The organism is Pokkaliibacter sp. CJK22405, from assembly GCF_046614695.1.
In the GTDB taxonomy this organism is placed as follows: domain Bacteria; phylum Pseudomonadota; class Gammaproteobacteria; order Pseudomonadales; family Balneatricaceae; genus Pokkaliibacter.
The window spans coordinates 1-24,760 of sequence record NZ_JBKKHQ010000028.1 but is presented as its reverse complement, the minus strand read 5'-3'; the positions used below and the strand labels follow the sequence as shown (position 1 = coordinate 24,760).

Annotated in this window: 20 protein-coding genes; 13 read left to right on the top strand and 7 right to left on the bottom strand. The window is 53.9% G+C overall.

Annotated elements, in window-relative coordinates:
• Positions 1 to 58: 58 nt before the first annotated feature.
• The 3 genes from ACKC9G_RS17750 to ACKC9G_RS17740 all read left to right on the top strand — a co-directional run bounded on the left by ACKC9G_RS17750 (position 59) and on the right by ACKC9G_RS17740 (position 3,511).
• Positions 59 to 1,198, top strand: coding sequence for an iron-containing alcohol dehydrogenase (locus tag ACKC9G_RS17750; RefSeq protein ID WP_411407903.1), 1,140 nt, complete (start codon positions 59 to 61; stop codon positions 1,196 to 1,198).
• A 244-nt stretch (positions 1,199 to 1,442) separates the two neighbouring features.
• On the top strand, positions 1,443 to 2,534 hold the full coding sequence (locus ACKC9G_RS17745; RefSeq protein WP_411407901.1) for a nucleoid-associated protein: 1,092 nt from the start codon (positions 1,443 to 1,445) through the stop codon (positions 2,532 to 2,534).
• Entirely contained in the window at positions 2,531 to 3,511 is a 981-nt protein-coding gene (locus ACKC9G_RS17740; protein ID WP_411407899.1) for a GTP pyrophosphokinase family protein, read from the top strand. The genes ACKC9G_RS17745 and ACKC9G_RS17740 overlap by 4 nt, the downstream gene beginning before the upstream one ends.
• A gap of 135 nt (positions 3,512 to 3,646) precedes the next feature.
• Here the strand turns inward: ACKC9G_RS17740 and ACKC9G_RS17735 are convergent, their stop codons facing one another.
• From ACKC9G_RS17735 to ACKC9G_RS17715, 5 genes are read right to left on the bottom strand one after another with little or no spacing between them, the layout of a single operon-like run.
• A complete protein-coding gene (locus tag ACKC9G_RS17735; protein ID WP_411407897.1) occupies positions 3,647 to 5,212 on the bottom strand; it encodes an aldehyde dehydrogenase (NADP(+)) in 1,566 nt (521 codons plus the stop codon).
• Positions 5,213 to 5,252: 40 nt separating this feature from the next.
• The gene (gene araD1 / locus ACKC9G_RS17730; protein ID WP_411407895.1) at positions 5,253 to 6,272 is read right to left on the bottom strand and encodes an AraD1 family protein; all 1,020 of its coding nucleotides are present in this window, start codon (positions 6,270 to 6,272) and stop codon (positions 5,253 to 5,255) included.
• 3 nt (positions 6,273 to 6,275) lie between these two features.
• Positions 6,276 to 7,538, bottom strand: a complete 1,263-nt coding sequence (locus ACKC9G_RS17725; RefSeq protein WP_411407893.1) for a TRAP transporter large permease — start codon at positions 7,536 to 7,538, stop codon at positions 6,276 to 6,278.
• Positions 7,532 to 8,044: a TRAP transporter small permease gene (locus tag ACKC9G_RS17720; protein ID WP_411407891.1), complete on the bottom strand. Its 513-nt coding sequence runs from the start codon at positions 8,042 to 8,044 to the stop codon at positions 7,532 to 7,534. The genes ACKC9G_RS17725 and ACKC9G_RS17720 overlap by 7 nt, the downstream gene beginning before the upstream one ends.
• 57 nt (positions 8,045 to 8,101) lie before the next feature.
• Complete coding sequence (locus ACKC9G_RS17715) at positions 8,102 to 9,121, bottom strand: TRAP transporter substrate-binding protein (RefSeq protein ID WP_411407889.1); 1,020 nt, start codon at positions 9,119 to 9,121, stop codon at positions 8,102 to 8,104.
• Positions 9,122 to 9,313: 192 nt separating this feature from the next.
• Here ACKC9G_RS17715 and ACKC9G_RS17710 point away from each other — a divergent pair, with 192 nt between their 5' ends.
• The 3 genes from ACKC9G_RS17710 to ACKC9G_RS17700 all read left to right on the top strand — a co-directional run bounded on the left by ACKC9G_RS17710 (position 9,314) and on the right by ACKC9G_RS17700 (position 13,235).
• Entirely contained in the window at positions 9,314 to 10,846 is a 1,533-nt protein-coding gene (locus ACKC9G_RS17710; RefSeq protein ID WP_411407887.1) for a UxaA family hydrolase, read from the top strand.
• A 62-nt stretch (positions 10,847 to 10,908) separates the two neighbouring features.
• A complete protein-coding gene (locus tag ACKC9G_RS17705) occupies positions 10,909 to 11,886 on the top strand; it encodes a GntR family transcriptional regulator (protein WP_411407885.1) in 978 nt (325 codons plus the stop codon).
• Positions 11,887 to 12,128: 242 nt separating this feature from the next.
• Positions 12,129 to 13,235, top strand: coding sequence for an MBL fold metallo-hydrolase (locus ACKC9G_RS17700; protein ID WP_411407883.1), 1,107 nt, complete (start codon positions 12,129 to 12,131; stop codon positions 13,233 to 13,235).
• Here the strand turns inward: ACKC9G_RS17700 and ACKC9G_RS17695 are convergent.
• Complete coding sequence (locus ACKC9G_RS17695; RefSeq protein WP_411407881.1) at positions 13,232 to 14,986, bottom strand: protein kinase domain-containing protein; 1,755 nt, start codon at positions 14,984 to 14,986, stop codon at positions 13,232 to 13,234. The genes ACKC9G_RS17700 and ACKC9G_RS17695 overlap by 4 nt on opposite strands.
• A 43-nt stretch (positions 14,987 to 15,029) precedes the next feature.
• A complete protein-coding gene (locus ACKC9G_RS17690; RefSeq protein ID WP_411407879.1) occupies positions 15,030 to 15,914 on the bottom strand; it encodes a formate/nitrite transporter family protein in 885 nt (294 codons plus the stop codon).
• A 447-nt stretch (positions 15,915 to 16,361) separates the two neighbouring features.
• Here ACKC9G_RS17690 and hpxO point away from each other — a divergent pair, with 447 nt between their 5' ends.
• The 7 genes from hpxO to csrA all read left to right on the top strand — a co-directional run bounded on the left by hpxO (position 16,362) and on the right by csrA (position 24,631).
• A complete protein-coding gene (gene hpxO, locus ACKC9G_RS17685) occupies positions 16,362 to 17,522 on the top strand; it encodes an FAD-dependent urate hydroxylase HpxO (RefSeq protein ID WP_411407877.1) in 1,161 nt (386 codons plus the stop codon).
• Positions 17,523 to 17,605: 83 nt separating this feature from the next.
• Positions 17,606 to 18,157, top strand: a complete 552-nt coding sequence (locus ACKC9G_RS17680; RefSeq protein WP_411407875.1) for a CinA family protein — start codon at positions 17,606 to 17,608, stop codon at positions 18,155 to 18,157.
• A 109-nt stretch (positions 18,158 to 18,266) separates the two neighbouring features.
• Complete coding sequence (recA, locus tag ACKC9G_RS17675; RefSeq protein ID WP_411407873.1) at positions 18,267 to 19,298, top strand: recombinase RecA; 1,032 nt, start codon at positions 18,267 to 18,269, stop codon at positions 19,296 to 19,298.
• A complete protein-coding gene (locus ACKC9G_RS17670) occupies positions 19,298 to 19,834 on the top strand; it encodes a regulatory protein RecX (protein ID WP_411407871.1) in 537 nt (178 codons plus the stop codon). Before recA ends, ACKC9G_RS17670 begins: the two co-directional genes overlap by 1 nt.
• A 237-nt stretch (positions 19,835 to 20,071) precedes the next feature.
• On the top strand, positions 20,072 to 22,705 hold the full coding sequence (gene alaS, locus ACKC9G_RS17665; protein ID WP_411407869.1) for an alanine--tRNA ligase: 2,634 nt from the start codon (positions 20,072 to 20,074) through the stop codon (positions 22,703 to 22,705).
• Between the two features lie 105 nt (positions 22,706 to 22,810).
• Complete coding sequence (locus ACKC9G_RS17660; RefSeq protein ID WP_411407867.1) at positions 22,811 to 24,046, top strand: aspartate kinase; 1,236 nt, start codon at positions 22,811 to 22,813, stop codon at positions 24,044 to 24,046.
• A 390-nt stretch (positions 24,047 to 24,436) separates the two neighbouring features.
• Positions 24,437 to 24,631, top strand: coding sequence for a carbon storage regulator CsrA (gene csrA / locus ACKC9G_RS17655; protein ID WP_411407865.1), 195 nt, complete (start codon positions 24,437 to 24,439; stop codon positions 24,629 to 24,631).
• Positions 24,632 to 24,760: the final 129 nt, after the last annotated feature.

Below are 24,760 nucleotides of genomic sequence, written 5' to 3'. Positions count from 1 at the left end.
TTTGCGCTCAATTACGACCACGCTCACATACTAGTAATAAGAAATTCAAGGAGCTGATATGAGTCTGATTAATTACCTTACCCGAATTCAATTTGAATTCGGAAGCACCGCCCTGTTACAGGACGAATGCGATGCCCTGGGGATTCAGAAACCCCTGATTGTCACCGACAAGGGCATCCGCGCCGCCGGATTACTGGAGCAGGTCACCCGCCACCTGCGAAGCTTCGATGAAGCCCAGGTGTTTGATGACACCCCGCCAAACCCCAACGAAGCCGCCGTACAAAAGGCCGCTGCCCAGTACCGGGAAGGCGGTTTTGATGGGGTGATTGCCGTCGGTGGCGGCTCCTCCATTGACCTGGCCAAAGGCGTTTCCGTACTGGCAACCCACGAAGGCCCGCTGAAAACCTTCGCGGTGATTGAAGGCGGCGTGGCGCGGATTACCGATAAGGTCGCGCCGGTGATCGCCATTCCCACCACCGCCGGCACCGGCAGTGAAGTGGGGCGCGGCGCCGTGCTGATTCTGGAGGATGGCCGCAAGGTCGGTGTGCTTTCACCTTATCTGATTCCCCGCGTGGCGATCTGCGATCCGGAACTCACCATGAAACTGCCAGCGCAACTCACCGCCGCGACGGGCATGGATGCCATTGCCCATTGCATGGAAACCTTCATGTCACCGCTCTTTAACCCTCCGGCAGAAGGCATCGCGCTGGATGGTTTGCGTCGCGCCTGGCTGCATATTGAACGCGCCACGCAAAACCCCGGCGACCGCGAAGCCCGCTTTAACATGATGTCCGCTTCCATGCAGGGAGCGCTGGCCTTCCAGAAAGGGTTGGGTTGTGTGCACAGCCTCAGTCATTCCCTTGGCGGTATTAATCCAAAACTGCACCACGGCACCCTGAATGCCGCCTTTATGCCAGCGGTGGTGGAATTTAATGCCAGCGCCCCGACCATGGTGGAAGGCGACAAACTCGCGCGCATGGCACAGGCGATGAACCTGTCCGGCGGCGATGAGGTGATTCCCGCCCTGAAAGCCATGAATGAGCGGCTGGGTTTAGGCAAAGGCCTTGCCGCCCTGGGTGTCACCGAGGATTTATTCCCCCGTATTATTCAGGGTGCATTGGCCGACCACAGCCATAAAACCAACCCGCGCGATGCCAGCGCCGAGGATTACCGCCGCATGCTGGAAATATCGATGTAAAACAAGGCGTTATTGAAAAACTGACGTTGTTGGATAAATAAAAAAGGGCCGTTAAGGCCCTTTTTGCTGTATACATAAAATTCGTATCTTTCATGCCTATAAGTAAGTGTGGAGGGCACCTATGTAAACGGCTAATTTAAAAAAAATCTTTTTAAAAATTGGTATATTGTATATAAATAGTTGTAACTTGTTTTTCATTGAAGCTATATTTTGTTTTTTTTCGATTTTTTGCACAGGGAGAGATATGCAGCTAATTAATATTCAGATTGATAGGATTATTATCCATCAAATCTATCCGCGAGATGTTAATGGTGAGATAGTAATCCCTTCAAGGAGCTCAGAGTATACTAATTTTGATGATGCTGCGATGGAGGCTTTCAAGCGTCGTCTGTTAGATGCATTAGGTGAAGATTCAAAAGCGGTTCCGATGCAAATTTTTCAGCAGTCAGCCGGATACGTACCTGATCTTGTTAATACAGTTATTGGTATGAATGATGAGGATTTTTCCGTATCTTCATATGATTTTGCTACTAAGTTGGCTGAAGCTCAAAATAAGAAAAATATACCGGGTGGTATTTTGGTTGTTTTTTCTGGAAGTTATGGGAATTCAAACAAAAGTTTTTTAGGTTTGATTAAAGCGGAGATCCATAGTGGGTATGAAAGATTTGATTCGGCTGAGGGTAAAATTGGTCTAAGGTTTATTGAAGACTTGCTTCTAACTCCTACATCAAGATTATATAAAACAGCTGCGTTTTTTGAAAGAGATGAATTTCCTGATAACTTCGAAGATCTTAATGAGAAGTGGAGTGTTTTCATATCTGACTATCAGATTGGAAAAGCTGATGGTAAAGCTGCTGCGCAATATTTTTATTCGGGGTTTTTAGGATGTTGCTACCCAGAAACAAGCGCTAGAACAACCAAGAATTTTTATGACTCTGCGAAAAAGTTTATTTCTAATATGGATGTTCCAGAAGAGAATAAGAGCGAGTTCTATAATGCTCTAAATATATATCTTAAGCTAGATAATACCGGATCTATAAGCAGTAGTGATTTTGCTGAACGCTATTTTGATACTGATACGCAAGATCTTTTTTCTGATTATATGCAGACTCAAGGTGTTCCAACATCTGCCTTTACTAAGGATATTGAGCATATTGAGTCTTTTCTTAAGAAAAGACGTGTAAGCTTTAGAAAGAATGTAACGATAACTGCGTCTACGGAAGCTTTTGAAAGTCTTATTGAAATGAGCAGTATTGATGGGCTGCCCGATAGCAATGGTCAAGTTCAAAGGTGGACGAAAGTAATTATTAAAGATCAAATATCTGAACAATCATGAACGAAAAGGAATTTAGAGAGAGGTGGGTATCAGAGAAACCCATTTATGCAGCTTGGGGTGACTATATAGTAACCACTATATGCGAAAAACTACGTCAAAAAGGGCTTGATCCTGATGTGGTTCTGAAAATTCCGCCTAAATTTAGACTCAAAGATGATAATTCGTTGATAGATAAGGCTTTCTATCGAACAGAGAAAAATTATTCGGATCCATATCTAGATATAGAAGATAAAGTAGGAGCAAGATTTGTCGTTCTATTATTAGATGAAGTAGATCTTATATGTGACATAATTGAAGGTGTAGATGTTTGGAGAAAAGACAGATGTCGACATTTTAATGAAGAGCGGCAGGCCAATCCGTTACTTTTCACTTATCAGTCAGTTCATTATATTCTTCGTCCAAATAGTGATGTGGAACATAATAATATTTTGATTAGTACGGACATTCCATGTGAGTTACAAATTAGGACGCTTCTTCAGCATGCTCATGCAGAGCTAACACATGATGCTATATATAAAGCGAATAGAAAGATAGAGCCTGAAGTTCATCGTACCGTTGCAAAAAGTATGGCTCTTATAGAAACTACAGATGGTTTTTTCTTAGAAGCTACTAAAAAAATTAATTATGGTCCTTTAGAAGAGTATTCAATAGTCGATAGACTTAATGGACTCTATGAAAGCTATACTGGGATGCGTCCTAACTTCCAGAAGTCATCTCTCGTAATATGGGAGGATTATAAGAGATTTATTGATGGTGATTTAATAGATAAAATTAATGATTTTCTATCAAAGAACTCTGTGTTAGTAGATATTATAAAGACAAGATATAGATTTAACTCTATATATGAACAAAGCGTAGTGCTATTTATTTATTGGATGTTGCACAAAAAAAGAAGAAGACTTGTGCAAGACTGGCCACTCTCAAGAGACATTCTAGAGTTTTTAGCAAATGATCTTGGAGTTGCGTTAGATCCATAGATCATTTGATCTAAGATTCTTGAGAGTCAAAACCAGCGAGGCCAACGGCCTCGCCAATCTTTCCAAAATCCCTTTTGTGACCTCTTCCTTTTAAACCCTCAGCAATCCCTTGCTGAATCTCACTTCCAGCTTTCCTTACTTGCCATCTTCCAAACGCGGTGTGTTATCCGGATTTCCGGCTTTGAGCGCTGCAGGCAGCAGGGCGTCGGGGAAGTCCTGATAGCAGACCGGGCGCAGGAAGCGCTGGATCGCTGCGGAACCGACGGAGGTGGTGCGGCTGTCGGAGGTGGCAGGGTAAGGGCCGCCGTGAACCATGGCATGACAGACTTCAACGCCGGTCGGGAAGCCGTTGCACAGCAGGCGGCCGGCTTTGCGTTCCAGAATGGGCAGCAGTTGCGCGACTTCGGCGTGGTCTTCGGCATCCAGTTGCAGGGTGACGGTGAGCTGGCCTTCCAGATGTTCGGCGACCTGGGCGAACTCGGCGTTATTGTCACAGACCACGACCAGTGAGCAGGCGCCGAACACTTCCCCTTGCAGGCTTTCATCGGCCAGAAACTCCGCCGCGCTGGTGGTAAAGAGGTGCGCCTGACACTGGTTGACGCCATCCGCTGCATGGCCCTGGGCCACAGCCTTTACCGCGCTATGGTGTTGCAGCTGGCTGACGCCTTGCTCGTAGGCCTGATGAATACCGGCCGTCAGCATGGTTTGTGGAGCCACATCACGAATGGCCTGATCGGCGGCTTTCAGAAAGGCATCCAGTTCAGCGCCGCGAGTGGCGACCACCAGACCGGGGTTGGTACAGAACTGACCGGCACCCAGGCTTAAGGACGCAATAAAGCCTTTGGCGATCGCTTCGCCGCGCTGCTTAAGGGCGTGGGGCATCAGGAAGACCGGGTTGCAGGCGCTCATTTCTGCATACACAGGAATCGGCACCGGACGGGCGTTGGCCAGTTTCATCAGGGCTTCGCCGCCGCTACGGGAGCCGGTAAAACCGACGGCCTGAATCGCCGGGTTCTGCACCAGCTCAGCTCCGACAATGCGGCCGGAACCGTACAGCAGGGAGAAAACCCCGGCAGGCAGTTCGCAGCGTTCCACCGCCCGTTGCATGGCTTTACCGACCAGTTCGGCGGTGCCTGGGTGCGCCGAGTGAGCCTTGACAATGACCGGGCAACCGGCGGCCAGGGCTGAGGCGGTATCACCACCGGCGACGGAGAAGGCCAGCGGGAAGTTACTGGCACCGAACACAGCGACGGGGCCAAGGCCAATTTTGCGTAAACGCAGATCTGCCCGGGGCAGGGGCGCACGCTCAGGCAGGGCCGGGTCCACACGGGCATCCAGATAATGACCGGCGCGAACCACGCTGGCGAACAACTTAAGCTGGCCACAGGTGCGGCCACGCTCACCTTCCAGACGGCCGCGTGGCAGGCCGGTTTCGGCCATGGCGCGTTCGATCAGCTCATCGCCAATGGCGAGAATTTCCTCAGCGCAGGTTTCCAGAAATACCGCGCGCTTTTCATCAGACAGGGCGCGGAAAGGGTCGAAGGCTTGTTGGGCCAGTGCGCAGGCTTCCCTGACCTGAGCCAGACTGGCACCGGGGTAGGCCGGATAAAGGGTTTCGCCGGTGGCGGGGTTTTCGGCGTGAATGTCCTGCTCAGTGCCGCGGATGGCTTCCTGACCAATTAACAGTTTTCCGTTCAGCATCGTGGGTCTCCTTGGCTTGGCCTGAAAGGCGGGTGATGGCTTAAAGGCTCTGGATGGAAAGGGGCGACAGCGCGGTGATACCGACCTGATTCACCAGCGGACGGCTCATGAAATTACAGCTGATGCTGATTTCATCGCCCGCCTGCATGCGGATGCCCTCAGAGAAGCTCAGCACAGCGGCACCGAAGAAATGCACGTGCAGCTGGCCGGGTTTGCGGAAATGGTCGTACTTGAAGTGGTGGTACTCGAGGTTCTCAATGCTGTGGCACATGTGCTTCTCGCCACTGCGGAAATCGTGTTCCCACAGTACGGTATCGCCACGGCTCAGACGCACTTCGCCGGTGACTTCCTCAGGCAGCTCGCCCACCAGAATTTCCGGCCCGAAGCTGCAGTTACGCAGTTTGGAATGGGCAAGGTAGAGATAGTTCTGCTTTTCAGTCACGTGGTCAGAGAATTCATTCGCCAGCGCATAGCCAACACGGAACACCTTGCCCGCATCGCTGATGACGTAGATACCCGCCAGCTCCGCTTCTTCACCGGCATCCAGTGAAAACTCGGGCATGGTCAGGGGCGCGAAAGGAGCGCTGACGCAATCGCCTGTGCCTTTATAGAACCACTCGGGCGCGACACCCGGATTGCTGAGGGTGCCTTTGCCGCCTTCCATGCCCAGCTCGAACATACGCTGGGTATCGGTTTTGGTGACAGGTGCGGCGGCCGTGTCGGTTTTCGGGGCGGCGTCCTGTTTATTGGCTGCATGCATTTTGTTGCGTGGCGCCGCGCTGCCCAGATGCGTCAGACCCGTGCCGCTCAGAATGGTGTTCTGGGCGTTGGGCTGGGTGATCGGCGGGCGGATTAAACCGGCGGCGATGGTCTGGTCATAATCCAGCGTCTCGCCGGTGTAGTGGCTGTCCAGCAGGGAGGCGATGGAAACTTCCTGATTCGCCGCCTTGAGCGCCAGGTCATACATGCCAAGGCTCAGGACGTGCAGGGTGTTGTCACGAACCAGCGCTGCACGCTCGCCCGCGGGTGTGTTGATCTGAACAAGGTTTAAGTGACTCATGTGTTATCCAACCAGTGCGAGTGAGAACCAGGGCACATAGGTGATGACCACCAGCGCCGCGAGAAGAGCAAAGAAGAAAGGCACCGCCGAGCGAATAAAGGCGACGGTCTTGAGCTTGGCGATATCGCAGCTGACGAACATCAGCACGCCAAGAGGTGGCGTAATCTGCCCGATCAGCAGGTTCACCAGCATGATGATGCCGAAGTGCACCAGACTGATATCCATCGCCTGCAGCAGGGGCACCAGAATCGGCACCAGTACGATGATGACGGCGATGGTTTCCATAAACATGCCGATGACCAGCAGCGCGACATTTAATAGCAGCAGGGTGACCCAGGGGCTGTTCGTCAGGCCGGTAACGAAGGTCACCATTTCCTGCGGCGCCTGCAGAATGCTGAAGGACCACGCCAGCGGTGCCGAGGCGGCAATAATAAAGAGGATGCTGGCAGCCTCGCGGCCGGTCTGCGGCAGCAGCTCGACAAGGTCTTTCCAGCTCAGGGTGCGGTAAACGAATTTACCGACAAAGAAGGAGTAGACCACGGCGATGGCAGCAATCTCGGTGACGGTAAAAACCCCCAGACGAAAGCCGACGATGATCAACAGTGGCATCAGCAGCGCCCAAAGGGATTGGCGGAAGGTACGCATCGCCCGGTGACGGGAGAAGGCCTCATCCTTCGGATACTGTTTGCGAATGCTGATCCAGACGATCAGGGAGGTAATCACGGCGGCAATCAGCAGCCCAGGCAGAATGCCCGCGAGGAACAGGTCTCCAATGGAGATGTTGGCCTGCCAGCCGTAGACGATCATCAGGATCGACGGCGGAATAATCGGCGAAAGCGTAGCGGAGGAGGCGGTCAGAGCCACAGAGAAACCGCGGTCATAACCGTGACGTTCCATTTGCGGCACCATCACCCGGGTGGTGGCGGCGCAGTCGGCCAGTGACGAGCCGGAAATACCGGCCATCAGCACGCTGGAGAGCACATTCACATGGGCCAGGCCACCGCGAACATGGCCGACCAGTGAGCGGCAGAAATCGAACAGGCGCTCGCTGATACCGCTTTTGTTCATGATGGCACCGGCCAGCATGAAGAGAGGAATCGCCAGCAGCGGGAAGGATTCAACCCCGGAGGAGACGCGCTGGGCCAGCACATTCATGGGAATATCGAGGGAGATAATCGCCATGACGGAGGCGCCCAGCATGGCAACTGCCACCGGCACACCCAGCAGAATCGCAATCAGCAGAAGGACGACGATGGTGGCTAGCATGCTTTTACCTCCAGATCCTGCGCGGCACTGAACTCTGCCGAGAGCGGCGCGATCAGGTTGGTGATGATGTGCAGGCACGAGAACACGAACATCAGCGGCATGCCGAGGGAGAACACGCCAATGGAAATGCCGAGGATCGGTGAGGTCGAGGTCAGGGTGGTGCTGAAGTAAATAAAGCCGAGCCATGCCATATAGGCGATGGTGCCCAGGGTGATGAGGTCAATCAGGGTGCGCACCGCGCGCTTGGCTTTGGGGCTGAAGCACTCCACCAGAGAATCAACGCGAATGGCGTTATTTTCGGCAAAGCAGACGCTGGTGCCGATAAAGGTCATCCAGACGATTAACAGCTTGGCGATGCTTTCGCTCCAGACCAGCGGGTCATTGAGCACGTAGCGGAAGAACACCCCTGCGGCGAGCAGGGCGACCATCAGCGTCAGACACAGGCCCAGCAGGGCTTTCTCTGTCTGCAGAATCCGACGGTTGCAGGACAACAGGATACTTTTCATGCGATCTCTCCGTCAGGCTTCCACCGTCGGGCAGAAGCCTGTTACCAGAACCGTCGATTACTGCTGGCGGTAGGCTTCGATTTTCTGCATGACACGTTGGTAGTTATCAGAACCCCAGCGGTCGATCAGCTTCTCACGCGCGCTTGCGGCGGCTTTCTCAAAGGAATCACGGTCGATATCGGTGACTACTTTGATCTTGCCGCCCTGTTTCAGCTCATCGAGCATCTTGTCTTCGCGGGAGGTTTGCAGCTGATAGTTCTCTTCTGCCGCGTCCTTGAAGGCCTGGGTCAGAATGTCCCGTTCCTTGTCGGTGAGGGATTTCCAGCGCTGGGCGTTCATCAGTACCACCTGGCTTTGCAGCATGTGGTGGCTGACAACCAGCTCGTCCTGAACTTCATAGAACTTGCGGGAGTAGATGGTCGGGGTGGGGTTTTCCTGTCCGTCGACGGTGCCCTGTTGCAGCGCCAGATAGACTTCGCTGAAGGGAATCGGTGCAGGAGATGCGCCGAAGGATTTGATCATCTCAACCCAGATGGGGGATTCCGGCACACGCACCTTCAGGCCTTTCATGTCTGCAACGCTATGCACGTCGTGACCTTTGAAGGTGAAGTTACGCCAGCCCCAGTACCAGGTTTTTGACAGGGGAATCAGGTTGTCCTGCTTCTCCAGCTGATCAAACATCGGTTGATAGGCATCGCTTTCGATAACGTACTTGGCTTCCTTCCAGTCCTTGAACATGAAAGGGGCGTTGGAGATTTCAAGGCCAGGCAGCAGGGTGCTGGCACCGGAATAGCCGGGGACGACGATATCGACCGAGCCGTTCTTGGCCTGTTGCAGCAACTGCACTTCGCTTCCCAACTGCTCACTGGGGAAGACCTGAATTTTCAGATCACCATCACTCTTCTCCGCGACCGTCTTGCTCAGCTTGGCCAGCACTTCATAACTGGCTTCACCGGGGTTGAAGGTATGGGCCAGTCGCAGGGTGGTGGCGTGGGCCTGGACAGCGCCCGCTAACAGGGTTCCGACGAACAGGCAGGAGGAGAGATTGGCAAGGAGTCTCTTTGCGTTCTTATTCATTGTTTTCGCCTTTTATATTTATTTTTCAACTACTTATGAATCTTTCAAAGATTTCATATTTTCAAAACTACAGTAATTGAACATTGTCTGCAATAGACATTTGTGTGAGTATGGCAGTCAGCACTGTCCGGAATGACCTTTCGGAAGTGAGGTGTGAGCACTCAGAAAATAAATAAAACGCCGAGGAATCCCATGGAACTCATTACGTCTTCAAGTACCGTCAGACGGCTCAGTGAGCGAGACAATGTCGCCGTTGCCATCGATGGCATCCCCGAAGGGGGCGCGATAGGCATTGGCAATATCACCACCCTGCAGACCATTCCGCCCGGTCATAAAATTGCGATTCAGGCCATCGCTGAAGGGGAGAATATTCTCAAGTACGGGCAGGTGATCGGTTATGCGACCCAGGCCATTGCCCCCGGTAGCCATGTGCATATGCATAACGTTGCCATGCACGAGCGTTCCTCCTCCGTTGAGCATTTCGAGCCCCATGCACCGACACCTGTGATGGCTCATGAGCGAACCTTCCAGGGCTTTGTTCGCCCGAACGGCAAAGTGGGAACGCGCAACTTCATCGGCATTCTGTCGACGGTGAACTGCTCGGCAACGGTGTCCAAGGCGGTGGCGAGCCAACTCGATGAATCCAAAGAGCTTAAAGCCATGGGCTATGACGGCGTGGTGGCGATTACCCACGGTTCCGGCTGCGCGATTAATACCGAAGCCGAGGGCTATCAGTTCCTCGATCGGGTGATGCGCGGTTATGCGGCGCACCCGAATTTTGCCTTTGTGCTGGTGATTGGTCTGGGCTGTGAGACCTATCAGGTCAAGGACATGATTGCCCGTCAGGAGAAGGCCGGCGGCGAGCGCAATATTTACTATTTCAACATTCAGGATGCCGGTGGCACGCGTGCCAGTATCAAGCTGGCGCGGGAAAAACTGCTGGAAATGGCGACTGAATTTCGGGCGGCGCCCCGCCAGGCGGTACCGATCAGCGAGCTGTGTGTCGCCCTGCAATGCGGTGGCTCCGATGGCTACTCCGGCATTACCGCTAACCCGGCGCTGGGCTATGCGGCGGATTTGATCGTCAAACACGGTGGCAGTGTCGTGCTGGCGGAAACGCCGGAAATCTACGGCGCTGAGCATTTGCTGCTCGACCGCGCCATCAGCAAGCCCGTTGCGGAGAAGCTACTGGCGCGAATCGACTGGTGGAAACATTACACCCGGATCAACCATGCCGAGCTGAACAATAACCCGTCCCCCGGTAACAAGGCCGGTGGCCTGACGACCATTCTGGAAAAATCCCTCGGCGCGGTGGCCAAGGCAGGTAGCTCCAGCCTCAACGATGTTCTGGAGTACGCCGAGCCTCGTACCGTGCCCGGCTTTAACTTTATGGACAGCCCCGGCTATGATCCCATCTCGGTGACGGGGCAAATTGCCACCGGATCGAATGTGGTATGTTTCACCACAGGACGTGGTTCCGTTTCCGGCTTCAAACCCGCGCCTTGCCTCAAACTGGCGACCAACTCCGCCATGTATGAGCGTATCGCCGAGGATATGGATATTAACTGCGGCACCATCGCCGATGGCCGTCGCACCATTGAAGAAGTCGGTGAGGAAATTTTTGAGAAGATTATTGCCGTGGCCTCGGGTGAGGAAACCGCCAGTGAAGCGCTGGGGTATGGCAATAACGAGTTTGTGCCCTGGCCGGTGGGGGCGATCACCTGATCGCTGACCCCTGTAGCGGCAGGCGCTGCTCACTTTAGTCTCTCTTGGCCAATAGGATAGGTATGGCTGAAACCCTGAAAGACCAGCTTTATGAGGCACTGAAATCCAGCATTGAAGCAGGATCCCTTGAGCCTGGGCTGGTGTTACTGGAAAGCCGCATTGCGCGGCTTTTCACCATGAGCCGCTCGCCGGTGCGTGATACGTTGCAGCGTCTGTTCGATGAAGGGCTGGTCAGTCGCTTTGAAGGGCGGGGCTATCTGGTCGGCCAGTCGCCTGAGCAGGTGATTCGTCGGGAAATTCAGAGCGATGAATTCAAGCCAGGTGGTGGTACCTCCATCACCCGCGAGCATTCCTGGTATGACCTGGCAGCAGAAGTCGAGCGCGATGCCGTGCTCTGTTCCATGGTCGGGCGCTGGGAAATCAACGAGCTGCAACTGGCCAATGCCCTGGGGGTCAGCCGGGCGGTGACGCAGCAAATCCTGCTGCAATTGCAGTATATCGGTGTGGTTGAGCGTGAGAAGTACAGCGGCTGGAATGTGGTGCCGCTCAATGATGAGCGTCTGCATCAGCTTTATGAGGCACGTCTGCTGCTGGAGCCTTTTATGGTGGAGCGGGCGACAGCGCGCATTCCCAGTGAGATTCTTCAGGGATTCCTTGCGGATCTGGAGCGGGTGTCGCGCAGCTATCCCAATGTGGAAGCCCATGAGCTGGATGCGCTTGAGCATGACCTGCACGCCAAAACGCTGGATTACGGCGGTAATCAGGAAATTCTCACCATGCTTGGGCGTACGCGGCCGATTCTGCTGATCAGCAAGCATTTGCTCGGTGGTTATGTGGAATTGCCCTCGGCTGATCCGTTTCTGGAAGAGCACAGCACGGTGCTCAACCTGATGCTGGAAGGACGGGGCAAGGAAGCGGGCGAAGCGCTAAAGCGCCACCTTCAGGCGTCGGAGGCCAAGGTGCGCACCCGTCTGGCGGAATACCGGCAGAAGGAGCACGTACCCTCACCGGAGTATTTGCGCTGGTTATCGGCGGAATAAACGCCTGACTGTTAATAAACCGTCTGATGGTTAATAAAAATGCCGGAGTGGACCTTTTGTCTGCTCCGGCATTTTTACTTATTGCGACCAGCGCCCTTCGTCATTGATGAGGATTATTAATAAGTCTGTTCAAGCACTGCTGGCTTTTACCGCGCACATTCATGGCTATGATGAAACTTTGAATGAATTGTGTAAGCGAGGCGAGTGTGACTAAAAAGGGTGTAAACAGACGCCGGTGGAAAGTGTGGGGCGGCAGTCTGCTGGGCGCGGTGGCTGTGCTCGGGGCTGGTGTGGTCGGCTATCTGCAACTTCCGAAGTTTGGCGCCATTGCCGATCAGGCGGTGCTTAGCCAGTCATCTCATTACCAGAACGGCGCCTTTCAGAACCTTGAACCCATGCCTGTCAGTACGCTGGCTGAAGGCGAGGAGCGAAAAGGCTGGACGGACATGTTGTTCTCCGATGGCAATCGCGTGCCTGACCATGCGCTACCCTTCGAAAAAACGGATCTTCACAGCCTCGACCCCACGCAGGATCTGGTGGTCTGGCTTGGGCACTCCAGCTTCTTTATTCAGCTTGCCGGAAAGCGTCTCCTGATTGACCCGGTGCTGAGCCAGAATGCCTCGCCGGTGCCTATGACGATCACCGCTTTTCCCGGCACTTCGCCCTATCAGCCGGAAGACATTCCCGCAGTGGATTACCTGCTGATCTCCCATGACCACTGGGATCATCTCGATTACCCAACGTTAACGGCACTGAAAGACAAAATCGGCATGGCCATTATGGGTGTGGGCGTCGGCGCGCATTTTCGTCGCTGGGGTTTTGCAGAGGAACAGCTGCGTGAGCAGGACTGGGACAGCAGCGTCGCACTTGATAATGGCCTGAAGATACATGTGCTGCCGGCGCGGCATTTCTCGGGTCGCCTGTTTGATCGGAACCAGAGCCTGTGGGTCAGCTATGCGCTGGAAACGCCGAGCCGTCGTATTTATTTCAGCGGCGACAGTGGTTACGGCAGCCACTTCAAGCGCATTGGCGATCAGTACGGCCCCTTTGATCTGGTGATGCTGGATTCTGGTCAGTACAACCAGCAATGGCGCTATGTGCACATGATGCCGGAAGATTCCGTACAGGCGGCGGATGATCTTCGCGCCAAAGCCTATATGCCTGCCCATGTGGGCAGGTTTTCTCTGGCCTTTCATTCCTGGGCGGATCCTTTCCAGCGCGTGACAAGCGCCAGTGCGAATCATCCGTGGCAGTTGGTCACGCCGGAAATGGGCAGCGTGATGGCGCTGGATAACCCGGTGGGTGCCAGCCAGCAATGGTGGCTGACCGGTAACCAGGAAAGTCTTTAGCGATAAGCCAGTAACAGCAGAATGATGATAAACAGCCCAAGCGACAGGCCTTTCCAGAACAGTAGCGGACGGCTTTCCAGTAAAGGGCGATGGCGTTGCAGCAGGGCAGGATCGGGCTTGCGCAAATCCTGAATAAATTCGGAAAGCACGCGCTGGCGTTTGTCCGGGTTTGGCTGCAGCGCCTTTCGAAGGACATCATCCACCCAGAGTGGAATCGACCTTTCAGGGTCCAGCACGGACTGATAACGCAGCCGTTTTTGCGCAGCCCTTGTGGTTGCTCGGGCGATATCCGGGCCGTAGGGCAAGCGGCCACTCAGCATCTGATAGGTGATGGCAGCGAGGGAATAAAGATCCGCCCGCTCATCGGCATAGTCACCAATAAAATATTCCGGCGCGCTGTACTGAGCGGTGCCAAGTATTGGCTGGGAGGCCGTGTCACGCGCCAGCTCCGCCACACCGGCGATGCGTACCGAGCCAAAGTCGATAATCTTGACGTTGCCGCTGGCATCAATCATCACGTTATGAGGGCGTAAGTCCTGATGCAGCATTTCCTGCCGGTGCAGCGCCTGTAACCCCCGCGCAATCTGCTCAACGATGCGCCGCACTGTTTCAAGTTCAGGCGTTGGGTTATCCAGCATCCACTGGTGCAGCGACTGGCCTTCGATGTATTCAAAAGTGGTGTAGAGCGCAGTGGGCGTGCGATCCGGGTGAGCAGGCTTAAGCAGGTGCGGATTATCGACCCGCCGCGCCACCCATTCCTCAATCAGAAAGCGTTCCAGATAGTCCGGGTCGCCGCGTAAATCAACAGAGGGCAGCTTGAGGACAACCTTGTCACCGCTCGCATCATCGGTTGCCAGAAATACGTGACTGCGGCTGCTGGCGTGCAGTTCGCGCTGCACGGTATAGCCATCAAACGGCATGCGTGAGCGCAGCTCCGGGGCAAAGGGCAGTTGGGCCAGCTGTTGGTTCAGATCACTCACCCCATGTTCGGGCAGGGCATCAATACGCACAATCTGAATGCTGAGGTTGTCATCACTGCCGGCCTCAAGTGCGGCATTAATAACTGCCTGCGCGGCAAGGTCGAGATTATCGGCATGTTCACGGATGTGCTCCCTGATGAGCGTGGTGCTGACGAACTCATACACGCCATCGGTCATCAGAATAAAACAGTCGTGCAGGTCCAGCTCACATTGGCCATAGTCCATATCCAGACTGGCATGAATCCCCAGCGCCTTGCTCAGATAGCTTTTTTCCGGGCTCGACCAAAGCCGGTGCTCCTGTGTCAGTGGCTCCAGCGCGTTGCCGCTTAAGCGCAGCAAACGCGCATCACCGATATGAAAGAAGTGCGCGCTGCGGCCTTTGAGCACCAGTGCGGTAAAGGTACAGACGTAGCCTTTATCGAGGTTGTAGCGGCCCTCACTCTGGCGCGTCTGGGAGAAGAGCCAGGAATTGGCCGCCTGAATCACCCGCTGGCCAGCGCTTTTAACCGACCAGGATTCCGGCGTTGCGAAGTAGTCCTGTAGAAAACTGGTGACGGCCACTTCGCTGGCGATCTGGCTGACATCGCTGCTGCTGATGCCGTCGGCCAGAGCCAGTGCGATGCCTTTACTTGCCACCAGATGAGGCGCAGGCACTACAGCTCCGTGAAAGTCCTGATTTACGGGCTTGGTGCCTTTATCCGTCACCTGACCGAGCGAAATACGCAAGCCCGGCACAGAAGCCCGGCTCTGGCGAGTCGGGCTGTCCGGCATTATCGGGCGCTCAGTTATCGGATCTGCTGAGTGCATGGTGGCATCAGGCGCCGATGCGAACGGAGCTGGACGCGGCTTCTTTCGAGGGCGCAGGAGTTGTCGCTGCGGCAGGGCGGTTTTTCAGCGCACGCTCAGGGCTGGTGCGCACATGGGTGTAATACAGCGGCAGGCCGACGAGTACAAAACCTCCCACGAGATTTCCCAGCGCAGTGGGGATTTCGTTCCAGATGATGTACTGGGCAAAGGTGAAGTCGCCGCCCATGATCATGGAGAAGGGGAACAGGAACATGTTCACGATGGAGTGCTCAAAGCCCATGAAGAAGAACAGCATGATGGGCATCCACATGGCCGCCATTTTGCCGCTGGCGGAGGTGGAGATCATCGCGCCGACCACTCCCATGGACACCATCCAGTTGCAGAGCATGCCGCGGATAAAAATGGTGAACCAGCCATCCACTCCGTGAGCGGCATAGCCAAGGGTTCGGGACTCACCAATCTTGGCGACTTTGGCCGCCAGCTCGCCTCCATCGGTGTTGTAGCCATAGGTCAGAATAAAGGAAATCATAAAAGCGACGGTCAGGGCACCAGCGAAGTTGCCAATAAACACCAGACCCCAGTTGCGCAGCACCTGACTGATATTCACACCGGGACGCTTATCCAGCAGGGCCAGTGGCACCAGCGTGAAGACCCCGGTCAGCAGGTCAAACTTCATCAGATAGAGCATGATAAAGCCGACAGGAAACAGGATGGCACCGGTCAGTGGCGAGCCGGTTTTGGTTGCGACAGTGATAGCAAAAACAGCAGCCAGCGCCAGAATGGCTCCGGCCATAAAGGCACGAATCAGGGTGTCCTTGGCTGACATATAAACCTTGGCTTCGCCCTGATCGACCATTTTGGTCACAAACTCGCTCGGTTCTAAGTAAGACATTGTCATTGCCTCTCAATCATTAGTGATCAAATGCCGGTGCCGAAAACGAAAAAAGCCCTGAGCGCTGCAACCGTTTAGCTGCAGTGCTCAGGGCTTCTTTACCCAAACCAGCACATTGTTGTTGGAGCAAACACTCGCCATTGAGCGTCTGATCTGTCATCAGATTAGCAAGGGATGTGCCATTTTCTTCCTTATTTATAAATCAATCACTTAGCAATCGCTGAAGGTTTTCGCCGTGCTTCGTTGTCCATTTCTGGTGCAGCGGGGCGTCAATTGCGACGCTCAAGTTCACTTGATGGGCGCACTTCCTTCGACTGAACTAGCCTTAAGGTGTAAGTCAACGACCGGAAAAGCCGGGTTTACAGGATTTGAGCGCTAAAATTAACCAGTTGGTTGATTTTTTGCTTGTGAAGTTCTGACCCTGTACAGATTCAATAAGGATGACGAATGGAGACGCTGAATATTGTCATTGCGGGCGCCGGAATGGGTGGACTGACCATGGCACTGGCGCTCAGGCGCGCTGGACATCAGGTACGCATTTTTGAGCGGACTCGTGAGCTTGCACCCATTGGTGCCGCGATTTCTATCTGGTCTAACGGTGTGCGAGTCCTCAACGCGCTGGGGCTTAAGGACAAGCTGGATGCGATCAGTGGCGACATGCAGCAGATGAGTTACTACGACAAGAGCGGCAAGGTCCTGACGGATTTCAGCCTGGAGCCGTTGTATGCGCAGGTTAAAGAGCGGGCGCATCCGGTCGCGCGGGCGTTGCTGCAGGATATGTTGCTGGAGGCGGTCGGGTCAGACACCGTGACTCTGGGAGTGAGCTGCGAGCAGGTCGAAGAACACAGCGAGGGCGTGACGATTACCCTGAGTTCTGGCGAGAAAATCGCCGCAGATCTTCTTGTCGCCGCCGATGGCACCCATTCACAGCTGCGAAATTATGTCGTCGGGCAAACTATTCAGCGTGAGTATCGCGGCTATGTGAACTGGAATGGCCGGGTGAGGATTGCGCCGGATCTGGCCAATGCCCATGAGTGGCGCCAGTTTGTCGGCGATCACAAGCGTTGTTCACTCATGCCGATGGGCAATGATGAGTTCTATTTTTTCTTTGACGTGCCACTGCCTGCTGGCACCGAGAATGACCGGTCCCAGTATCGGCAGGAGCTAAGCCAGCACTTTGCCGGTTGGGCTGAGCCGGTGCAGCGGCTGATCGAGCGGCTGGACCCCGCGCGCATGGCGCGAGTGGAGATTCATGACGTGACACCTCTTGGCAGCCTGCATCGGGGAAGGGTTGTGCTCATTGGCGATGCCGCTCATGCCATGACACCGGACCTGGGGCAGGGCGGTTGTCAGGCGATGGAGGATGCCTGGGTGCTCACCGAATGCCTGAAAACCTCGGGTTCACTGATTTCTGCCCTGAATGCCTATGATGCCCGGCGGGTTGAACGCGTCGGTGACATTGTGCTTCGGGCTCGCAAGCGCTGTGATATTACGCACGGCACGGAGCCTGAAAAAACCCGGCAGTGGTACGACGAGTTGGCGAATGAATCCGGCGCCAATATTCTGGCGGGCCTGAAACAGACCGTCGATGGCTGCCCGTTACCCTAGCGTCAACCTCACCCTTGTGATGCGAAGAGCCATAAGCTACAAACAGCCCTAAGTCTTATCTTCGCGACATAAGGAAGCAAAACGTGCCGGAATCCAATGCTGTACTGGAATCACTGGTGAGCCAGCTGGCGGATGTACTCATCAACAAGCAACAGCAAGTGGCCACGGCAGAGTCCTGTACGGGCGGTGGCCTTGCGACGGCGTTTACGGCACTCCCCGGCAGTTCGCGCTGGTTTGGTTTTGGTTGGGTCACCTACGCCAATCAGGCCAAGATTCAGATGCTTGGCGTCCAGCCAGAGAGTCTGCAGGCGGCGGGGGCGGTGAGCCGGATCGTCGTCGAGGAAATGGCACAGGGCGCCTGTACGCGAAGTGCGGCACATTTCTCTGCTGCTATTAGTGGTATTGCAGGCCCTGATGGTGGCTCTGAGGAGAAGCCCGTCGGTACGGTCTGGATTGCCTGGTCCACACCGCTACAGACATGGTCAGCCCGTTTTCTCTTCCCCGGTAACCGTAATGAGGTGCGTGAGGCTGCAGCCATTGCGGCTGCGGAAGGCTTGTTGGCACTGGCGTCGCAAGCCATTTTAAGCCGCTCGGCTTTTCGAAAGCTCCCCCCGCAGGTCTTTAACGGCCACTGATTCCCACAATATTTTCCCTGTCAGTTTTTCCTGTCTTGGGGTTGCGTAAACTCAAATCTGTGGAATAATGCTGATCATATATACAGTATTTTTCCTTTGCGAGGTTGGAATGAACGAGAACAAACAGCGAGCTCTCACAGCTGCTCTTGGCCAGATCGAGCGTCAGTTTGGTAAAGGCGCCATCATGCGTATGGGCGATCAGCCCCGTGAAGCCATTCCTGCTGTTTCTTCCGGTTCCCTGAGCCTGGATATCGCCCTGGGAATCGGCGGTTTGCCATATGGCCGTATCGTTGAGATCTATGGCCCCGAAAGCTCCGGTAAAACTACGTTGACGCTGTCGGTGGTTGCTCAGGCACAACGTCAGGGTAAAACCTGTGCCTTTATCGATGCTGAGCACGCTCTTGATCCTATTTATGCGGAAAAGCTGGGCGTTAACGTGGATGACCTGCTGGTTTCTCAGCCAGACACCGGCGAGCAGGCACTGGAAATTGCCGACATGCTGGTTCGTTCCAACGCGGTTGATGTCATCATTATTGACTCCGTGGCGGCGCTGGTACCGAAAGCGGAAATCGAAGGTGAAATGGGTGACACTCACGTCGGTCTGCAGGCACGTCTGATGTCCCAGGCGCTGCGTAAAATCACCGGTAACATCAAGAATGCCAACTGTCTGGTGGTCTTCATCAACCAGATCCGTATGAAAATCGGCGTCATGTTCGGTAACCCTGAAACCACGACCGGTGGTAATGCGCTGAAGTTCTATTCCTCTGTTCGTCTGGATATTCGTCGTACAGGTTCTATTAAGCAGGGCGATGAAGTCGTGGGTAACGAAACCCGTGTGAAGGTGGTGAAAAACAAGGTTTCGCCTCCTTTCCGTCAGGCAGACTTCCAGATCATGTACGGCAAGGGTATCTACCGTATGGGCGAAGTGGTTGATCTGGGTGTGGCTCAGGGGCTGGTTGAAAAATCCGGTGCCTGGTATGCCTATCAGGGCAACAAGATTGGTCAGGGTAAGGCCAATGCCTGTAAATTCCTGGAAGATAACCCGGCCATTGCAGAAGAAATCGAAACTGAACTGCGCAATCGTCTGCTGAGCTCTCCGGTAGTGAAAGCAGAAGCTGAGCTTGAAACCGCAGAAGACTAATGCTCAAGACGGTCTCTCTCTGGGATAAGGCTTTGAGCTTGCTGACCCGGCGTGATTATGGTCGCGCCGAGTTGGCAAAACGGCTTGAGCAGCTTCGCCAGAAGCAGTTGCTGGATGAACACAAAGCGGCTCAGTCTGGTGATGAGCCGATGTTTTCCGGTGCGGATGCTGAAGTGTTTAAAGCTCAGGCCCGGGATGAAGTCGAAGCGATAATTCTGCGTTTGCTGGATTACGGTTATTTAAACGATGAGCGAGTCTCCGCGACTTTGGTGCGTCAGGGTGTTGCCAAAGGGCAGGGGCCACGACGTATCTCCGCTGAACTGAAGTACAAGTCACTGAACCCTACTGCGCTCAATGACGTTGAAGACGACGTTGACTGGATGCAACAGGCGCGCGAAGTTCGTACCCGGCGCTTTGGTGAGGCTTTGCCGGAAACGCCTAAAGAGAAGGCACGGCAACTGCGCTTTTTACTCTATCGTGGTTTTTCGCAATCTCAGGCGATGGCGGCGATGCAAGTCAATGAGTGGGAGAGCTGAGCCTCTTCCTCTGCTACCTCTTTTCATATCACGCTTCTTTAACTCTTCACTTCTCACTTCGCTGTTTTGCCTCGAACTTTGGCCAAAACCTCAACAAGGATTCGGGCTGTTTTTCCTCGTACAGGCAGATATACTAGCCCGCAATAACTTGTCCAGCGGTTCAGAGTTGTCGCGCTTTGCACGAGGGCAATCAACTTCGCTGGTATACAGCGACCTCATCCCCAATTAGGCAGGTATATGAAGAGCGCAGAAATTCGCCAAGCCTTTCTTGATTACTTCAAGCGTCAAGGTCACGAGATTGTTCCCAGCAGTTCTCTGATCCCCGCCAATGATCCAACGCTGCTATTCACCAACTCCGGTATGGTGCAGTTCAAGGATGTCTTCCTTGGCACAGATCCACGCAGCTATTCCCGAGCGACCACCTCGCAGCGTTGCGTACGTGCAGGCGGTAAGCACAATGACCTTGAAAACGTAGGCTACACTGCGCGTCACCACACCTTCTTTGAAATGCTGGGTAACTTCAGCTTTGGTGATTACTTCAAACAGGACGCTATCCGTTTTGCCTGGGAGTTTCTGACTTCCGGCGACTGGATGGGCCTGCCTAAGGACAAACTCTGGGTGACGGTTTACGCCACCGATGACGAAGCCTTCGATATTTGGTCGAAGGAAATCGGTGTACCGGTTGAGCGCATCGTTCGCATTGGCGATAACAAAGGTGCTCCCTACGCGTCCGATAACTTCTGGGCGATGGGCGATACCGGCCCTTGCGGTCCCTGTACCGAAATTTTCTATGATCACGGTCCTGACGTCGCAGGTGGCCCTCCCGGTAGCCCTGACGAAGACGGTGATCGCTATATTGAGATCTGGAACGTGGTTTTCATGCAGTACAACCGTACTGCGGATGGCGTAATGCACGATCTGCCGCGTCCATCAGTGGATACCGGCATGGGTCTGGAGCGTGTGTCTGCGGTGCTGCAGCACGTTCACTCCAACTATGAAATCGACCTGTTCCAGAATCTGATTCGTGCGGTAGCGGATGTTACCGGTGCCAGTGATATGAGCAGCCAGTCACTCAAGGTGATTGCGGATCATATTCGCTCTTGTTCCTTCCTGATTGTTGATGGCGTTGTACCTTCTAACGAAGGTCGAGGTTATGTCCTGCGCCGTATCATGCGTCGTGCAATTCGTCATGGTCACAAACTGGGTGCTATCGAGCCTTTCTTCCACCGTCTGGTCGCGCCTCTGGTTGCCGAGATGGGCGAAGCCTATCCAGAACTTCTGTCTGCTCAGCAGCAGGTTGAACAGCTGATCCTGAAAGAAGAGATCCAGTTCGCCAAAACGCTGGACCAGGGTATGAAGCTGCTGGAGCAGGCTATCGAAGAAATTCAGGGTAATGTGATTTCCGGCGAGACCATCTTCAAGCTTTACGATACCTACGGTTTCCCTGTCGACCTGACGGCTGACGTGGCACGTGAGCGTGGTTTTGACATGGATATGGAAGGCTTCGAAGCACAGATGGAAGCCCAGCGTGCCCGTGCCCGTGCCTCCAGCCAGTTTGCCGTTGACTATAACGACTCACTGGATGTGGATGGCCACACAGATTTCCATGGTTATGAGCATTTGGTAGCCGAAGGCAACGTGGTTGCTCTGCTGCAGGGCTCTGACAAGGTAAGCGCACTGGAGGCCGGTGTTGAAGGCGTTGTCGTTCTGGATAAAACCGCCATGTACGCCGAGTCCGGTGGTCAGGTAGGTGACAGTGGTTATCTGGCCTGGCCAAATGGCCGCTTTGAAGTGCGTGATACCACCAAGGAAGGCAAGGTTTTCCTGCATCACGGCCGTATGGTGGAAGGTCGACTGGCAGCTGATACCAAGGTGGTGAGCCATGTCGATGCTGAGCGTCGTCAGGCCATTGCCCTTAACCACTCTGCCACTCACCTGATGCACGCAGCCCTGCGTAAAGTGCTGGGCGAGCATGTTCAGCAGAAAGGTTCTCTGGTGGCACCGGAACGTCTGCGCTTTGACTTTAGCCATTTTGAGGCGGTCAAACCTGAAGAACTGCGCCAGATCGAAGCGCTGGTGAATGCCGATATTCGAGCCAATGCTGAAGTCGGTACGCGGCTGATGAAGATTGACGAAGCCAAGGCTGCTGGCGCAATGGCGTTGTTTGGCGAGAAGTACGACGATGATGTGCGCGTGGTTTCCATGGGCAACGACGACGATACCTTCTCAATGGAGCTTTGTGGTGGTACTCACGTTAGCCGTACCGGTGACATTGCCGTATTCCGCATCATCGCTGAAGGCGGTGTCGCAGCAGGGGTGCGTCGAATTGAAGCCGTGACTGGCGCCGAAGCGCTTAAATATGTTGACCAGACAGAAGAGTCACTGAAGAAAGTGGCGGGACTGGTCAAAGGTGGCCGCGACTCTGTGGTTGAGAAGATTGAGTCTTTGATTGAACGCAGTCGTCAGATGGAGCGGGAAATCGAGCAGCTTAAGCGCAAACTGGCGAGCAGTGCCGGTGATGAGCTGCTGGCGCGTGCTACGGATGTCAATGGTGTGAAAGTACTGATCACCACTGTCGAGGGCGTTGAAGCCAAAGGTCTGCGTGATCTGATGGATCAGCTACGTAACAAACTGGGTAACAGCGTGGTTCTGCTGGCTAGCACCGAGCAGGATAAAGTCAGCCTGGTGGCAGGTGTTGCCAAGGAAGTGACTGGTAAGGTCAAGGCGGGCGATCTGGTTCGTCTGGTTGCCGAGCAAGTGGGCGGTAAGGGCGGTGGTCGTCCTGACATGGCTCAGGGTGGCGGTACTCAGGTTGATGCGCTGCCTGCTGCACTGGGCGAAGCGACTGCTTGGGTTGGCTCCCAGCTCTAAGCTGCCAATTCAGCTATACGCAAAAGAACGTTATAAGAAACAAGCGCCGGCCTCGACGCCGGCCTCTCCTTTTGGGGAACCTACCTGTTGGGGACTTAGTTCAAAATGGCATTGTACGTGCAAAAATACGGCGGCACTTCGGTAGGCTCGGTCGAGCGTATTGAAGCCGTTGCAGAGAAAGTGAAAGGCTTTCGCGATCAGGGTCATGATGTGGTCGTGGTGGTTTCTGCGATGTCTGGCGAAACTAACCGCCTGATTCAGCTGGCCAAGTCCATTACCCCTGAGCCTAGCGCTCGTGAGATGGACGCGATTATGTCCACTGGTGAGCAGGTGACTATTGGTTTGCTGGCGATTGCGCTTGAGAAGCGTGGTGTTCCGGCTCGTTCCTATACGGGCGCGCAGGTAGCGATTCATACGGATAACGCTTACGGCAAGGCACGTATTCAGCAGATCGACGACAAGAAAATTCGTGCTGATCTGAATGATGGCCGCGTGGTCATTGTTGCTGGTTTCCAGGGCGTCGATGAGCAGGGCAATATCACGACCCTGGGACGTGGCGGTTCTGATACCACAGGCGTTGCCCTGGCAGCTGCACTGAAAGCAGATGAGTGTCAGATCTACACTGATGTCGATGGTGTTTACACGACCGATCCGCGTGTTGTGGATACTGCTCGCCGTCTGAGCAAGATTACTTTTGAAGAAATGCTGGAAATGGCGAGTCTGGGCTCTAAAGTCCTTCAGATTCGCTCTGTTGAATTTGCTGGCAAATACAATGTGCCCCTGCGAGTCCTTTCGAGTTTTGCCGAAGGCCCAGGCACCCTGATTACCTTAGAGGACGAAGACGCTGTGGAAAAGCCGATTATCTCCGGAATCGCCTTCAACCGTGATGAAGCCAAACTGACCGTTCTGGGCGTACCTGATATTCCTGGTGTGGCCTCGCGTATTCTTGGCCCCGTCAGCGATGCCAATATTGAAGTCGATATGATTGTGCAGAACGTTGCTGCTGATCAGACCACTGACTTCACCTTCACTATCCACCGTAATGACTTCGAGAAAACCAAAGAAGTGCTGACGCGTGTTTGTGAAGAGCTGAATGCACGTGAAGTGAGTGGCAATGAAAAGATTGCCAAGGTCTCTATTGTCGGTGTCGGTATGCGTTCCCATGCAGGCGTTGCCAGCAAAATGTTTGCTGCGCTGGCCAAAGAAGGCATCAACATCCAGATGATCTCCACTTCCGAGATCAAGGTGTCTGTCGTTATCGCCGAGAAGTATCTGGAGTTGGCTGTGCGTGCACTGCACTCCGCATTCGAGCTGGATAAAGCTGATACCATCGCTGAGTAATTGTCAGCCTGATGTAAAAACCGCACTTTATAGTGCCGAAAGGCATTAAAAAAAGTGCGGTTTTTTTATATCTGTCTACAGTAAAAACATGCCCGTAACTCATCATGATGAGGCTGAAACGGCCTGCTGAAATCATGGGAAAAATCTTGTAACGCTTGTATCGACCATGACTTTTTGGACTGAAATGTCACTCCCAGGCGCCAAGGTTACGCAGCTTAACGATGAACTACAAAAAAGTGGCTTTTTTTACTTCACACCCGATCAGGGGGCTGCATACAATTCGACGCCCGCGCGAGGCTTGAAGTTATCGGGATTGATAGCTAAGTCTAGGTATGTGCGGGCCGCTGGAGCGCTGCCCCATAGTTAAGGACAAATTTAAGGAGAACGGAGATGCTGATTCTTACCCGTCGTGTTGGTGAGACCTTAATGGTAGGTGATGAAGTCACCGTTACTGTTCTGGGAGTTAAAGGCAATCAAGTGCGTATTGGTGTTAACGCACCCAAGGATGTGTCGGTTCATCGTGAAGAGATTTATCAGCGTATCCAGAAGGAAAAGCAGGATCAGGATCCTTCCTCATCTGAATAATAAAATTTTCTTTTCTTTTTAAAATCAATGCGGTAATATTCGCCGCGTTGTTTGGAGAGTTGGCCGAGTGGCTGAAGGCGCACCCCTGCTAAGGGTGTATAGGGGAAACTCTATCGAGGGTTCGAATCC